This window comes from Rhodococcus sp. P4_B6, from assembly GCF_056402215.1.
In genome coordinates this window covers 20,315-35,126 of record NZ_JBFUHV010000089.1, presented here as the reverse complement: position 1 = coordinate 35,126, position 14,812 = coordinate 20,315, and the positions used below count along the sequence as shown (strand labels likewise).

The 14,812-nt window shown below is 63.9% G+C and carries 10 protein-coding genes, 1 tRNA gene and 1 pseudogene; 10 read left to right on the top strand and 2 right to left on the bottom strand.

Annotation, left to right across the window (positions count from 1 at the left end; genetic code table 11):
• Positions 1 to 106: 106 nt before the first annotated feature.
• Both AC1DWT_RS31450 and AC1DWT_RS31445 read left to right on the top strand, forming a co-directional pair.
• Entirely contained in the window at positions 107 to 1,360 is a 1,254-nt protein-coding gene (locus AC1DWT_RS31450; RefSeq protein WP_477923659.1) for an MFS transporter, read from the top strand.
• Positions 1,361 to 1,499: 139 nt separating this feature from the next.
• Positions 1,500 to 2,312, top strand: a complete 813-nt coding sequence (locus tag AC1DWT_RS31445; RefSeq protein ID WP_477923657.1) for a mycofactocin-coupled SDR family oxidoreductase — start codon at positions 1,500 to 1,502, stop codon at positions 2,310 to 2,312.
• A gap of 869 nt (positions 2,313 to 3,181) precedes the next feature.
• On the opposite strand, the gene AC1DWT_RS31440 is transcribed toward AC1DWT_RS31445, so the two are convergent.
• On the bottom strand, positions 3,182 to 4,462 hold the full coding sequence (locus AC1DWT_RS31440; protein WP_477923655.1) for an ROK family transcriptional regulator: 1,281 nt from the start codon (positions 4,460 to 4,462) through the stop codon (positions 3,182 to 3,184).
• A gap of 191 nt (positions 4,463 to 4,653) precedes the next feature.
• Between AC1DWT_RS31440 and AC1DWT_RS31435 the strand changes: the two genes are divergently transcribed.
• On the top strand, positions 4,654 to 6,102 hold the full coding sequence (locus AC1DWT_RS31435; protein WP_061043351.1) for an aldehyde dehydrogenase: 1,449 nt from the start codon (positions 4,654 to 4,656) through the stop codon (positions 6,100 to 6,102).
• A gap of 368 nt (positions 6,103 to 6,470) precedes the next feature.
• On the opposite strand, the gene AC1DWT_RS31430 is transcribed toward AC1DWT_RS31435, so the two are convergent.
• Positions 6,471 to 7,924 (bottom strand): IS3 family transposase gene (locus AC1DWT_RS31430; RefSeq protein ID WP_241031578.1). Its coding sequence is split into 2 segments (ribosomal slippage): positions 6,471 to 7,552 and positions 7,552 to 7,924, totalling 1,455 coding nucleotides; the frame shifts between segments, so codons are not numbered across the junction.
• A 1,034-nt stretch (positions 7,925 to 8,958) separates the two neighbouring features.
• Between AC1DWT_RS31430 and AC1DWT_RS31425 the strand changes: the two genes are divergently transcribed.
• The 7 genes and pseudogenes from AC1DWT_RS31425 to AC1DWT_RS31395 all read left to right on the top strand — a co-directional run bounded on the left by AC1DWT_RS31425 (position 8,959) and on the right by AC1DWT_RS31395 (position 14,520).
• On the top strand, positions 8,959 to 9,276 hold the full coding sequence (locus tag AC1DWT_RS31425; RefSeq protein WP_206015526.1) for a hypothetical protein: 318 nt from the start codon (positions 8,959 to 8,961) through the stop codon (positions 9,274 to 9,276).
• A gap of 40 nt (positions 9,277 to 9,316) precedes the next feature.
• Positions 9,317 to 9,715 (top strand): hypothetical protein, encoded by a 399-nt coding sequence (locus AC1DWT_RS31420; protein ID WP_206015525.1) that lies wholly within the window; start codon positions 9,317 to 9,319, stop codon positions 9,713 to 9,715.
• Positions 9,712 to 11,043 (top strand): annotated as a pseudogene (locus tag AC1DWT_RS31415) (ATP-binding protein); the annotation flags it as partial. The gene AC1DWT_RS31420 and the pseudogene AC1DWT_RS31415, both read left to right, overlap by 4 nt.
• 214 nt (positions 11,044 to 11,257) lie before the next feature.
• Positions 11,258 to 12,964 (top strand): DEAD/DEAH box helicase, encoded by a 1,707-nt coding sequence (locus tag AC1DWT_RS31410; protein ID WP_206015524.1) that lies wholly within the window; start codon positions 11,258 to 11,260, stop codon positions 12,962 to 12,964.
• A 119-nt stretch (positions 12,965 to 13,083) separates the two neighbouring features.
• A tRNA-Gly gene (locus tag AC1DWT_RS31405) sits at positions 13,084 to 13,154 on the top strand.
• A gap of 527 nt (positions 13,155 to 13,681) precedes the next feature.
• Positions 13,682 to 14,113 (top strand): tetratricopeptide repeat protein, encoded by a 432-nt coding sequence (locus AC1DWT_RS31400; protein ID WP_083395526.1) that lies wholly within the window; start codon positions 13,682 to 13,684, stop codon positions 14,111 to 14,113.
• Complete coding sequence (locus tag AC1DWT_RS31395; RefSeq protein WP_074933704.1) at positions 14,071 to 14,520, top strand: response regulator transcription factor; 450 nt, start codon at positions 14,071 to 14,073, stop codon at positions 14,518 to 14,520. Before AC1DWT_RS31400 ends, AC1DWT_RS31395 begins: the two co-directional genes overlap by 43 nt.
• Positions 14,521 to 14,812: the final 292 nt, after the last annotated feature.

Below are 14,812 nucleotides of genomic sequence, written 5' to 3'. Positions count from 1 at the left end.
GAACTTAAGGGAAACACCCATGTCCAGCAACAGTACGACCGTGAACCAGGTATCTCCGACATCGCGTCGAGGGCTCGCCCGCGTCGTCGCATCCAGCACGACCGGCATGGCGTTGGAAGCGTATGACTTTCTGCTGTACGGCTCAGCCGCTGCACTCGTATTCAACAAACTGTTCTTCCCGACCGAAGACCCGATCGTGGGCACGTTGCTTGCATTCCTCAGCTACGCGCTGGGCTTCTTCGCTCGCCCCGTCGGTGGAATCATGTTCGGCCACTTCGGAGACCGCATCGGACGCAAGCCGCTGCTGATTATCAGCCTGGTCCTGATGGGCGGCGCTACCTTCGCGATCGGACTCTTACCGACCTACGCGATGATCGGGGTGTGGGCTGCCGTCGCGCTCAGCGCGCTTCGGCTCATCCAGGGATTTGCCCTGGGCGGAGAGTGGGGCGGGGCCATGCTCCTCGTCGCCGAGCGAGTTCCCGCACGGCGCCGCGGAGCGTGGACCAGCCTGCCCGAGGCAGGAATTCCGCTGGGTAACCTGATCGCAACCGGAGTTCTCGCCGTGCTTGCGGCCACACTCGATGACGACGCCTTCCTCGACTGGGGGTGGCGGATTCCCTTCCTGTTGTCGGCGGTGTTGCTGGTTGTGGGCTATTGGATCCGGTCGAAGGTAGAGGATGCCCCGTTGTTCGTGGAGGCCCACGAACGGGCCGAAAGCGCTGTGGCAGCGGAAGCGCCCGCCAGGACGGTTCTGCGCGAGCACCGCCGTGAGCTCGCCGCGTGTGCGAGTGCGCGCCTCACGGAGAACATCGTGTACTACGTTCTGACTGCGTTCATCCTCGTCTACGCAGTCGAGAGGAGTGGAGTAGACAAGGGCGTTGTGTTGAATGCTCTCGTCCTCGCCAACGTAGTCCAGCTCGTCGCGACGCCCTTCTTTGGTGCGCTGTCGGACAAACTTGGTCGCCGGCCCGTGCTGCTCGGCGGAGCGATTGGCACCGCGGGCTGGATCTGGGTCTTCTTTTGGCTCCTCGACACCGGGAACTCGGCACTGGTTTTTGTGGCCATGGTGGGTGGGCTGATCTTCCACTCTGCCCTGTACGGGCCGCAGGCAGCGTTCTTCGCCGAGCAGTTCCCCACCACGGTCCGCTATACGGGCATGTCGATCAGTGCTCAGGTCACGACGGTGATCGGTGGCGCTATCGCGCCGTTGATCGCCATTGCGTTGCTTGGCGCCTTCGATTCGTCGATCCCCGTGGCCATCTACGTCGCCACCGCTGCAGTGATCACCGTTATCGGAGTCGGTCTGGCGAGGGAATCGCACCGCCGGGACCTCGCGACGATGCGCGACACCACGAATTGACGCCCGGCGGTTGGGTAGACGGGCGCCACGAACGCTGAGCGGGGACAGCTTGTGACCTTTCGGTGGCGCCCGCCAGCCCTCCCGCACTGACAATCAGCAACACGTGCTGAGACAACCGCACAAGCAGAGAGGAATCGTCATGGCAGGACGACTCGAGGGAAAAGTAGCACTCATTTCGGGTGCAGCGCGAGGTCAAGGTAGGTCTCACGCGGTCCGTATGGCCGAGGAAGGTGCAGATATCATCGCATTCGACATATGTCGGCAACTTGATACGGTGCAGTACCCGCTTGCCAGTTCTGAGGACTTGAAGGAAACGCAACGGCTGGTGGAAGCGCTTGGACGACGCATCCTGACCGCAGAGATAGATGTGCGTGACGCGGACACCATTGCGCAGTTCGTCGACGCCGGTGTCTCCGAGTTCGGTGGACTCGACATCGTCTGTGCCAATGCCGCTTTCACCTGCTTCGTCCCCAACACGTGGTCGATCACCGAGCAGGAGTGGGACGAGATGATCGGCGTCAATTTGACGGGGGTGTGGAAGACCGTCAAGGCAGCAATCCCCGCGATGATCACGGCGGGCCGCGGAGGATCTATCGCCATCACCAGCTCTTCCGCAGGTACCAAGGGCATGGTCAACCTCGCACACTACGTTTCCGCCAAGCACGGAGTCGTCGGTCTGATGCGCACGCTAGCCAATGAGCTGGCTCCGCATATGATTCGGGTCAACACCATCCATCCGACCGGAGTCAACACGAAGCTGATCAACAACGATCACGTTCGCACGTTCCTCGAGGCGCACCCCGAGTGGGACGCCAACATGGCTAACGCGCTTCCGGTGGATATGGTCGAGCCCGAGGACATCAGCAATGCCATCGTGTGGCTGGCATCTGATGAGGGCCGCTACGTCACCGGGGTCAGCTTGCCGGTCGACGCTGGTTTCGCGGGCCGCTGACACCCCTGCTGCTGGGTGTATCAACTGTATTGCGGTGTGGTGCGCACGATTCTTTACGTGCACGGCGGTTTGCTCGGCGAGAGCACAGTGCGAGGCACCGCTCCCCGCCGTATGAGCGGGCGTGGAAGGACGGCAGCGGCCCGTGAGGCCCATCCGGTCAGTGCCCGGACCGGGCGCACCCCACCGGATCATCAGAGAGATCGAATGCCGTTATGCCTGAATATCCTGAGCGAGAGAATGTGTGGACGACGGGACGGAACCCGGGCTTTGCCGGTCCCGGTCCTGGACGGCGCGAGCCTGGCCGCGCGGCGATAGAAGCTGACGTGCGCAACTATCGACAACGGCATCGCGAACGAAGGCAAATCGGAACAACTCGTCACCCCCGGGACGAGACCGAAGCGTTTCTGTCGTTCGCTGGGATATGGGCACCTTTCGGCGGCCCGCCGGAGTGGGAGTTGTTCGTTACCTACGGAATAACTAGGGCGACATTCTTCGAGAGGCTCTGGCAGATCATCACTTCGAGGAAATGCGATCAGATCGTCGCTCAACGGCTTTCGGCCGCCTACCCGCGACCGCCATCCCATCGAGATGGGCTTGTCGGTGAACTGGTGCACGATGATCGGGCGGACACGCGTCCATGGATGCGTAGTGGGTGAACGGACGGGAAAGAGCACAGCGCCCACCGGGTTCATTGCAGTCGACGTCAGATTACAAAGGGGGAGTGGTGTCGCGGACTGTCTGGTGGTTGGTCCCCGGTGGCAATCGACGGAAATCCGTAGGAAGCAGTCGCCGCGTGCTTGCCCTGGAGTGCACACACGCTTCGACGCCGAGGATGTCGGTGCCGTCGTCCGTACGCCGGTCGAGAAACATCACCCGGCGTCGGCCGTTGCCACCAACTCGTCGATTGCTTCGGGCGCCAGGGCGTCCTCGATGACGGCCAATGCGGCCCCTCGCAATCCCGCGTCGTCGCCGAGACGCGCACGAGTAATGACCGAGGCGCGAGCTGATGAGGGAAGCGCTGACTTGTAGATCGACTCCTGCATTCCGACGAGGAACTGGTCGCCGGTGTCGACGAGGTATCCCCACACTGTCACGACGTCGGGGTTGAGGAGATTGATCACCGATGCCATGACCTCGCCGACGTGACGGCCGGCCTCGCGCACGGCTTGGCCTGCAGGTACGATCCCGGCGTTCGCCAGGTCAGCCACGTCGCGGGCGGTGTGCGCCTCGTAACCCTGCTCCACGAGGGCAGCAGCTAGGGCTGGTCCACCGGCAATGGTGTTGAGGCATCCCCGGCTCCCACACGGGCAGGGCAGGTCCACGCCAGCCATCTTGGTGTGGCCGATCTCGCCAACCATTCCGGTGGCCCCGCGCACGACGTTGTGATTGATTACGAGACCGCATGCGACAACAGTTCCGACTTTCAATGACACCAGCACGTTAGCGTCGCGCCACCCCGTTCGGTGCTCTCCGATCGCCATCAGGTTGACGTCTCTGTCCACGAAGGACGGTGCGTGGAAGGACTGCGAAAGACGTTCGGCGAAGTGGAAGTTTACCCACTCGCGACTCCCGCCCGATCGGTTTGATGCAGGGGCGGTGGCGATTTCGACGTCGCCCGGGAGTCCCAGTCCGACGCCGTAGACATGGCCTGCGGAAATGTCGAGCCCCGCCAAGGCGTCCTTGAAGACAGTGCAGATCAGCTCGATCAACGCGTCCGGTCCGCGGGCAACGTCGAACTGGACCTGGGTGCGCCAGAGGATCTCTGCGTCCAGGTCGGTGATTGCGAGCATCGTTCCACTCATGCCCACTTGGGCTACCAGAGTGACGCCTGCGGCTGCGTTGAACGCCAGTAGGCTTGCGGGTCGACCTCGACCCGGTGAGGTCTCTCCATCGGTGGTCAGCAGGCCGATTTGCTGCAGGATGTCGAGTCGTTCGTTGACCGTCGACCGGGCTAGACCCATCGTCTTTGCCAGCTCGGTGACGGTCTCGACCTTCCCAAGTCGGATGAGGTTGAGCACCTCGCCGGTTCTGGCCATCCGGCCGCCGGACCGTTTCGCAGGTGGTGTCCCGTTGCCGCTGCCGGTGAGGCGTCGTTTCGGGCGCATCGCCGACGGTTCCGGTGGTGATCCACCACCCCCATTTAGCGTCATGTAGTCAGCATATACGCCGACATGTGTTCCCATCCAGCCTATTGACGAAGCGTACCGACATGATTACGTTTACTTTCGACATATATGTCGTTGGGCTGCCTGCGGGCGCCACCACTCGAGCCGCGCCGTGCTGCGCCAGGTCTGCTGAAAATCTCACCACCGGTGCGGACCACCAAACAGAGGAGATCTAGATGAACGTCCCACATGCGAACGAGCTGTTTGTCGGTAGTCGTTGGGTGGCCCCCCGGAGCAGTGAACTCGCCGATGTCGTCGCACCATACGACGGTCGGGTGATTCGCCAGCTGCCTCGCCCGACTATTGATGACGCAAAAATCGCGGTCGACGAGGCGCAGGGCGCATTCGACAGCTGGGCTGGGTTGACCCATGACGCAAGACGCGAGATCGTCGCGAGGTTCTGTGGCGCGCTGGACAAAAGGCTCGATGAGATCGTTCGTGTCTGGGCACTTGAGGCTGGTATGCCGTTCCGCAACGGCGACGAACTCACCAAAGCTGCCTCGGAGCTATGGAATCGGGCGCTCGACGAGTCTCAGACCGCATCGTGGATCGAGACGCGTGAGACCTCGATGGGACGTATCGAGGTTCGACACGATCCGATCGGACCCACCGTGGGGATCGTAGCTTTCAACGGTCCTCACATGCAGTTTGCGCTGGCGATCATCCCCGGCTTGCTCGCCGGGAACACGATGATCATCAAGCTTCCGCCCGAAGCGCGGATGCTCGGATACATCTTCGCCGATGCGGCCGCGGACGCCGGATTTCCGTCTGGTGTCTTGAGCATCCTTGCCGGTGATGCCGATGTCAGTCAGTACCTCGTTGAGCATCCAGGGATCGCGGCCGTTCATTTCACCGGTGGAACCGAGGTAGGTGTTTCCGTCATGCACTCGTGTGCGGATCGCGTCGCCAACGTCGTGCTGGAGTTGGGCGGAAAGTCCGCGTCGATCGTAGCCGCGGACGCCGACCTCGACATGACTGTGCCTGCTCTCGTCGATGCGATGGCGCTCTATAGTGGCCAGATCTGCGTCGCTATGACGCGGCTTCTCGTCGCCCGAGAGATCCACGACGCAGTCGTGGACGGACTTGTCGCCGGCTTGAAGGCGCTGAAGATGGGCGACCCGGCAGACCCCGAAACCACCTGGGGCCCACTCGCGGCACCGCGCTTTCTGGACCGCGCAGAAGGCTACATCGAACGGGCCGTCGCAGGAGGCGCGACCATTGCCGCCGGAGGCGGCAGGCCGAGTGGCTTGGAAGGCTACTTCCTCGAACCCACCCTGCTGACCAACGTTACGAACGACATGGAGGTCGCACAGAACGAGATCTTCGGTCCGGTCTTCTGTGTCATTCCGTTCGACACCCTCGATGAAGCAGTCGCAATCGCGAACGCATCGCGGTACGGGCTCTCTGGATCGGTGTTCACCACCGACGAGCGGGCCGGCCTGGATGTGGCACGTCGAGTTCGATCCGGCGTCTTCATCATCAACGGCACATTCCCTTGCCTGGCGGCACCCTTTGGGGGAGTCAAGCAGTCGGGGTTTGGTCGCGAAGGCGGTCCCGAGGGGCTATTCGCGCTTACCCAGACCAAGAGCATCACCTTGTCCAGCGCTGTAAGCGCGACTGCCTAACTTCCGACACCGAACTGTCCCAGTGGGCCGCCGGGCGAAAAGCTCGGCGGCCCAACCTGTATCAGGGCGCTCGGCAAATCTTCACTTGAGAGGTCCGTCAGGCCACAGCGGGTCGAATATGTGACGGAGATCTCGCGAAACCGTTGACGTCGAGAATCGACGTTATTAAAGTGATAATCGACATTAATGAGCGGCGGTCGGTGCCACCGAAGAAACTCACGACCGACTGACGGGCCCACAGTCTTCCCATCACACATCACAGAGGTGCACCATGACCCGCGCGTACGTACGTAGCCGAAACCCCAAACCGGACCATCCCTCCCAGCCCGGCCGCCGGAACTTGTCAAGGGAGTTGAGTCCACCGGGTGTTAAGCGGCTGACGTTTCGGCCTCCGCAGAATCGTCGGCGGGGCGGTTGATCCAGACGGTGTCGGGCAGGTCGAGGATCTTCGGCGCTGTCGTAGTGCCGAAGCGGTACGGATGCCTGGCCCGTGCCGCCTCGAGTACCTGCCGACGTTCGGCGGCCTTCGCCGACGCCAAACCGAAGTGGACGTCGGCGGCAGTGTGTAGCCCGATGCCGGTGTGGCGATGCTCGTGGTTGTACCACTCGGTGAACTGCATCATGAATTCCCTTGCCTCACCCAGCGATCCGAACCGTTCGGGGAACTCCGGTCCATACTTGAGGGTCTTGAACACCGCCTCCGAATACGGGTTGTCGTTCGAGACCCGCGGCCGCGAATGCGAGCGGGTAACGTCGAGATCCGACAGCAGTGACGCGACAGACTTGCTGGTCATCGACGTGCCACGGTCGGCGTGCACGACCTGCGGAATGCCGTGCACCGCGAAGATCTGCTCCATCAACTCCCGTGCCAGCACACCCGATTCGTGTGCGTGGACGTGCACACCGACGATGTACCGCGAGTAGATGTCGATCATCACGTAGGCGTCGTAGTAGCGGCCCTTGTCCGGCCCGGCGAGCTTGGTGATGTCCCACGAGTACACCTGCCGCGGGGCGGTCGCGACCAGCTCCGGGCAGGTTCTCGCCGGGTGCCGGGCGAGCCTGCGGCGTTCGCTGACCTGCGCGTTCTCCCGCAGGACGCGGTACATCGTCGACACCGAACACAGGTAGACACCCTCGTCGAGGAGTTGCGCGTACACCTCGAGCGGCGCCTGATCGACGAACCGGTCACTGTTGAGTGTGTCGAGGATGCGGCGGCGTTCGATCGGGGTGAGCTTGTTCGCCGGCGGATGCGTAGGTCGGGCTGGAACGGAAGGTGTCGGTGCGGCGGCTGCGGCGCGACGCCGGACCGCGGTCGACCGGACTACACCGGTCACTGCGCTTGCTGTTCTCGTCGACATCCCGACGTCGGTCAGTTCGGTCCATGCTGCGGTCAGCGCTTGGTTGGCTTGTCGTCCAAATCCGCTCTCTCGGAGAGCGATTCCAAGAGAGCATGCGCTTTTCCCATGATGTCCAGGGCGGCTTCGGTGGTGGCCAGTCGCTTGTTCGTGCGGTCGAGTTCCCGCTTGAGGCGAGCGATCTCGGCCTGCTCGGCGGTGAGTTTGCCGACCTTCGCGACGGCGGGTTTGCCGTCGAGGACGCCGGCGTCGCGTTGCTTGCGCCACTCAGTGATGAGAGAGGAGTAGAGGCCCTCTCGGCGCAGGTAGGCGCCGCCTTCGTTCGTCTGGCAGGCCTGCTCGTAGGCGGCCAGGTGCGCGAGCTTGTCCGCCGGGGCGAATGAGCGTCGGCGTGGTCCGTCGGAACGTGGGTGGGAAGACTCCATGTGACCATTGTCCCCGGCTACGGCCAGGCTGGAAATTGTCATTGTCGGGTTGATCCGTATCTCGCCCTGCAGGCGGGGTTGCTGTGAACCGTTGGACTCAACTCAGCCTGACACGCAGGGAGGCGGGCGCACAGTGCCCTTCGTCAGCCTCGGCTACCCCTAGTCCACATGCGATTGTGAGAGTCGCGTTCAGACGGCTGCGCGAGTCGGTAGTCGACCAACCTCACAATGGCTTCGCGGGCGCTTGAGGGACGTGCCGAGGCGCGCGTGCACGTGCGCGACAGAGCGATCCCGACACCGGGTGATCCGGCGGACATCACACGCGGTTTCACCCGCTCCTCGGGAGCGGTCGGCGATCGCCCTCGGGCGTGTCACTGCGGCGATCCGCGGAGCGGTCCGGCGAGCGCTCGCCATAGCGCGTGAACAGCATGCTGTGACATTGGTTGGCGCGGAGCATTTTTCCCAGGTACACTCCCCTAGGCCCGAAGGTCCGGGGAGTGACCCCGAAGGGGACGGCGTTTTCACCCGCCCTTCGAGGCGCGCCGACGCATCGCCGAAATCCGCCCTCTCCACCATTGCCCCGCGCACGCGGGCGGTGGCACGGTGTGAATGCTCCGCCGTTTCGGGCGAATCCTGACTCCTCTCTCGCGCCCGGTTCGCGATGCTCAACTGCGTCTGCTGTGCGACACGGTGAAGGGTGTGATGGTCGATCGGTCGTGGTGCCGTGCCCGAACACGGACTGCCCGGCACTCGTCCGGGCCCAGCCGACTCCCAGCCCGATTGCAGGGTGATCCGTTGCTTTTTGTGCCGGTTTCGTAGCACATGATGCGCGGACGCCACGTGCGCGATTCCGAGCGGCGAGCAGCACCGGGCGGCACACACGCAGCGGCCCAACCTCTTTCCGGTCACCGCCCTGCTCTCATCGTGCCCGGCCACCGAATCACCCGGCACCTGCCCGACACGCGTCTGAGTGAAAAGTTATCCACAGGTCACGTTGATTCTCACGGTGCGCCTCTTCTACGGTCCCGCACAACCACGTTCACCCATGTCAGCTACGCACCTGTTGGAGAGGCACAATGTCCGCACTCGCTTCCACCGCCGTCGACCTCGCGAACGCGACTTACCCCGCACCCGATGTCACCACCGTTGCCCAGCAAACGGAAGTCAGCACCGGAGGTCTCAGGACGTGGATCGAGGACAACATCGTCTTCACCATCCTGATCGTCATTGCCTGCGTCCTCCTGACCGGTGGCCTGCGCGGGAACCTGTCGAAAGTGGTCACCGTCGGCGGGTTGACGTTGGTGGGTCTTGCATACCTCGGTATCGCCACCTCCGCATCCGCAGCCAACGGCCTCGGAAACTGGGCCCTCGGCCTCTTCGGCATCAACGTCTGACCCCGTGATCGTTCCTGCACGACGAAAGGGGGAGCGTTAGGTGATCAACAACGACGACCTGCTCTACCGGGTGGACCGGCACTATCTCGGACCGACCGGATACACGTTCCCGGTGCGGATCCGCTACACCGCATTGGCGGTCGGCGTCCTGGTCTTCATCGCGGTGTTCCTGATCGCCCGTGCCATCCTGCACCTGCCGCTCGGGTTCCGGCCGCTGATGCTGATGCTCCTGGTGACCGTGTTCGTCACCCACCACATCGCCAAGTACGTCACCCCGGACCGACCCCTGCGATCGGTGCTTCGGGCGGCCTTCAACGATCTCAACGCCCCACGGCCTCCGAAGGCAGGAGAGACGGTGTTCGTCACTCTCCCCGACCGGCTGACCGCTGGCACCCGACCCGACACGGTCCGCATCGACGGTGAGGACGCACACCGATGACCACGGACGACAACGACAACGACATCGCATCACTGTTCGACCCTCAGCTCGAAGATCCGGTGCCGGTGATCCCACCGGGAGCGCTGCCGCCGTCATGGGCAGCGGGGCGGCAGCGCCCGGCCCCGCAGCCGGGTCCGCGCGCATGGTCGGAAGTGGAACTCCCCCCGCACCCGGTCACCGAGGCGCCCGAGGTCGACGCCCGCGCCTCGGACCCCACCACCCTCGCGGAAGACACCCGCACGCGGGAGCGGCAGCGCAAGACCTCCCAGCGCCGCGGGAAGTCGCCTGCCGATCGCGAAAACGCGGCGGCGATCGACTACCTGCTCCGGCGGTCGGCGACCATCGGTCTGCCGCTCGCGGCGGGGGGTGCAGTGGCCGGCGGCGGCGACTGGGAAGAGGGTGATGTCGCCGCCCTCGAAGACCTCACCGACCTGTCCCTGACACCCGGGGATGGCTACACCACCGTCTCCGGCGTGGTCGACGGCCGGCGTTACACCGGTGCCGTCATCATCCTGACGGTCGGGCGCATGGCCCCGCTGCCGATTCCGGAGCGGATGCTGCCCTGGCAGGTCATCGGCGACCCCTCCGGGGAGCCGCTGGAATGGTCGGATCGGATCGAACTGCACGACAAGGCGAAAACCATCCGCACCATGCGCTCGCTGACGGGAAGGATCGAGCACCAGTTCGACCACTACACCGTCGAACACGATCAGGTACCGCCGAAGGAACTGGCCGAGCAGCACGCCCGCGTCCAGGACGTCATCTCCGACGTCGAGGAAGACCACTCCGGGCTCTCCACCCGCACCTCCGGCTGGTACCGGGTCGCCGTCGTCGGCACGACCCCGGACGAGGCCCGCAAGAAGGTCGCCGGTCTGCGGAAGATGTACAAGCCGCACATCGCCCTCGAGCACGAGCACGGACAGTTCCTGCTACTGCGCGAATTCATCCCCGGCCAGCCGCTCGCCAGCAAGCGGCACATGGATGTCGAAGCAGTTGCCGCGGGCATGGCCACCGCCGGTGACCGAATCGGTGACCGCCGCGGAGTGGTGCTCGGGGAGACCTCGTCGATCGCGCCGCGCCCGGTGATTTGGGACCTGTTCGCCGCGCACGAGATCAAGCACAAGTCCGGTCTGACCCTCATCGTCGCGGTGCCCGGGTCCGGTAAGACGTTCCTCGCCGGGATGATCGTCTACCAGGCGGTCCGCGCCGGCGCCTACGGAGTCGTCCTCGACCCCTCCGGACCACTGAAGGAACCCGCGAACCTGCCCGAATTCCGGGACATCGCCCGGGTCTACGCACTCACCGGCCGCGACTCACGCCCCGGGGCCGCCAGACTTCGTGGCTGCGCCGCCAACCAATATAGTGTCGACAGCGTTGTAACCGTCGGCCGAACCTGTGGTTGTGGAGACTATCGACGTAGATGATCGACCTGCCGTTGCATCGGCCCCCGCGCCCGCGATTCCTCGGCGCCAGCCGCCGCGACGGGCCGCCACATCCACCGCAGTCGACCCTGGCGACTCGCCCTGGGAATAGCCTGCACTCATGTCCGCACGGAAGACCACCCAGCGACGCTCCAAGCCCAGACGAGCCAGCGCCGCCCCGCTGATACCCACCCCGGGGAACGGGGAGCGCATCTGGATCCTCGACGTCCCATACCGGGCGCCCGCACCCGGTGCCAAGTACTACAAGGCGCTCAAAGCGTATGCCTACATCGGCGCTCAATTGCCCGACGAACTCGCCGTCTACGCGTCGAAACCGTACTCGTACGCTCGCTGGGTCGAAGAGGACATCAACGGCGTGCGGCAACCGGGCGCTACTGGTTTCCACAAGATACCGCGGCCAGAACAGGTGGACGCCGCGAAGGCGATCGCGATGGCCTTTCGCCACGGCAAGCGCGGATTTCTGTTGGCCGACGAGCCCGGTGTAGGCAAGACCGGCAGCGCGATCATCGGCGCGAAGGCTGCGCTGAAATTGGGGGGCGGCGACACCGTACTCATCGCCGTGGACCGGCCAGCCCAGATCACCATCGCCGCGTGGCGCGACGCCCTCGCTGCGTTCGGCGACGGAGGCTATCGGTGGCTGATCATCTCCCCGGACCAGCTCAAGAAGTTGCTCGGACGCAACGGCCAACCGAAGTACTCCTTCTCCGTCATCATCAACGACGAGGCACAGCAATTCAGGAACCTCACCGCCCAGCGCACCCAGTACCAGCGGCGCGTCAACCGCCTCTCCGCGACGCCGGAGAAGGCGCCGTTCGTGATCACCGTGACGGCGACGCCGGGTCATCACCCAGGCGAATACACCTACTTGTCTTCGCTTTTCGCGCAACTGCACGATGACCCGCCGGGCGAGTGGGCCGATCTTGGCAAGAAGCTGGTCGAGCATGGACTTCCCCTGGCTCCCGGGTGGGACAAGGGCAAATGGGACTGGAACGACCAAGCAAAAGGTTCTCAGCGGCTGCAGCATCACGCCCTCACCCGCGTCCGGAAATGGATGACCGACTGCGACCCGCCCGTCATGGTGCATCGCGACGCGCCCTGGGGGCCGCCACCCATCGACGGCCTGCCACTCGACTTCACCGCCACCCAATGGGCTGCGTACCACCAGGACTGGAGTGAGTTCCGGAGCGCGATGAGGATCGCCCGCCAGGGGAACGACACCGCCCGCGGCCGTGCCGCTCTGATGCGGTTCCGGCAGAAGGCAGGCATGCTGAGAGCCCCGCAGACCGCCGAGTTGGTAGCCGCACACGTCGAACGCGGCTACCAGGTACTCGTCGCCGTCGAATTGGTCACCACGGCCGCCGACCCGGTAGCCAACCTCGTGGAGGAGCACGGCATCGGCGTCTCACGCATCTTCGGCGGCGGCGATCTCGAGACGGAACGCATCAGATTTCAGCGCGGCCACAACCCGGTCGTAGTGTTTAACACCGCATCTGCGATCAACCTGCAGGCGTCCGAATTGATGGTCGACGGTTCCCGAGCCTCATCGGCACGCCGCATCGGGTTCTTCCACCAGCCTCGCTACTCCGGAATTGCCGCACGCCAAACCATGGGCCGTGCGCATCGCGACGGGCAGGTCTGCTCATGGTCACTCCTGTTCGCCACCGAAACGGTGGAGGAGCAGGCGGCTCGGATCATGATCAATCGGCTCATGGTGACATCAGCCAGTGTCGACGGTGATCTCGAGGCGTTCGGGAAGCTCGCGCGGCTGTTCGACGCAGACTGGCTTCCCGAAAGCATGTTCGAGTAGGAATGACGCCCGGACCAGGGACTTCCGCAATCGAAAGTGAGCGGATGTACATATCCCCCGCAAGTGTGCTCACAGTTGGGTGTCCAACTGTGTGCTTACGGGCGCCCAATATCGTGCGCGCCGATGTCGTTCAATGGCAGAACATCAGCTTCCCAAGCTGAATACGCGGGTTCGATTCCCGTCGTCGGCTCCGTCCGTCCGTCCGTCCGCCCATAGCTGATCTCGACGTGCGCGGGCAGTCCCACCTCCCGGCGCTGCGAGTACGACCATCCCGCACGACCTCGGCGACCTTCGTCAGGTGCATCGGCAACCCCAGCATCRGTGTCAGCAGGTACGCGGCGAGGAACGCATCAGCGGTGACGACCCGGTGCGCGCCGCGATGGTAGTCGAACACGTCCCGTACGAACTCCCTCGCCGCACAGTGCTCGATCACCGCGACCACCCGCGTGAACTTCCAGGGTTCGATCCGATGGACGGCGGCGGACTTCCATATTCAAACTACGGCTGGTCGACGGGCCCCCGACCGAAGTCGTGCGTCGCTCCTCTTCTTTCGGTCATTTCGATCCAGCCGGTTGACTGGGACAAAGGATCTGCTGGATCGCCGGGGCGAGGACCGCGACGCCGACAGCATCCTCGCCGAATTACAGGGCGACCTCGAGACCGCGACGGCTCTGGTGGAGCAGGTCGGAGTACTTGCGGAGCGAATGACCGATCCGGATGCCCAGGCAATCGCGGCCCACGCCGAGGGCCTATTGGCTTTGTTTGGTGGTGATTTCGCACGCGCGCGCACGCCTCGAATGTGCCCTCGGGCTGTTCGAGCGCCGACGGGATGCCCCGCCGATCAGCGTTTTGCATTTTCTCGGTGTGGCGTACGAGCAGTTGGGTGAGACCGAACGGACTATCGCGCAATATCAGCAGTTGCTCGCGGTCACGACAGCGTGTGGCGAATCGGTGTATCGGTCGTACACGCTGAGAGCCATGGCCATTGTGACCTGGCGGCAGGGCAAGCCGGCGCGGGCGAGCGAGCTGATCGAACAGGCTCTGCGGCTGAGCAGACAAGTGAATAATCCTCGGACAACCGCACGTGCCTCGAGGCCCTTGCCTGGATGGTCGCCGACGGACAGAACGCCTCGCGTGCCGTGGTCCTGATGGGCGCCGCCGAAGAGTTGGCGTCGTCGGTGGGCACCTTCTCGGTGTGGTTCCCGAGCTTGATCAGATACCACACCGAATGTATTCAGGCTGCGTGTAGGGCCCTCGATAAGCGTTTATACGAGGCAGCGTATCGACGGGGCCGGAATCTGGGCTTGGACGAGGCGGTCGCGTACGCGCTCGGCGAGTCGAAACCGGAATCTCAGCCGGCCGTGATGGCTCCGACGGTGACGTTGACCAAACGTGAGCGGCAGGTTGCCGAGTTGGTTGCCCAAGGACTGACCAATAGTGCGATCGCGTCCCGGTTGGTGATCTCTCCGCGAACGGCCCAAGGGCACGTCGAGCACATTCTCCCCAAACTCGGATTCCCCTCTCGTGCGCAGATCGCGGGGTGGTTCGATGTGTGAGACATGCGCATCTGATCGCTCCCCCGGCGCAGCCCGCGGTCGCCGCGCAGCGAGACCTTTTTCGTCGGCTCCGCCATCCGTGCGATGTGCTTGTCAAGAATTCGCGAAGTGGACGATCGAGGGCGCAATGCGGCTATTCGTCGAGTTCTGTCATCTCTAGCGTGAGTCCCATTCAACTAGTGAGTCAAGTAACTCCAGGCCATCGAGTGTTATATGAAACACGAACGAGGAGGATGACATGGGACGGATCTCGCGGCGCCGACAATCGGGGAACCAGTCATGAGACAGCCCG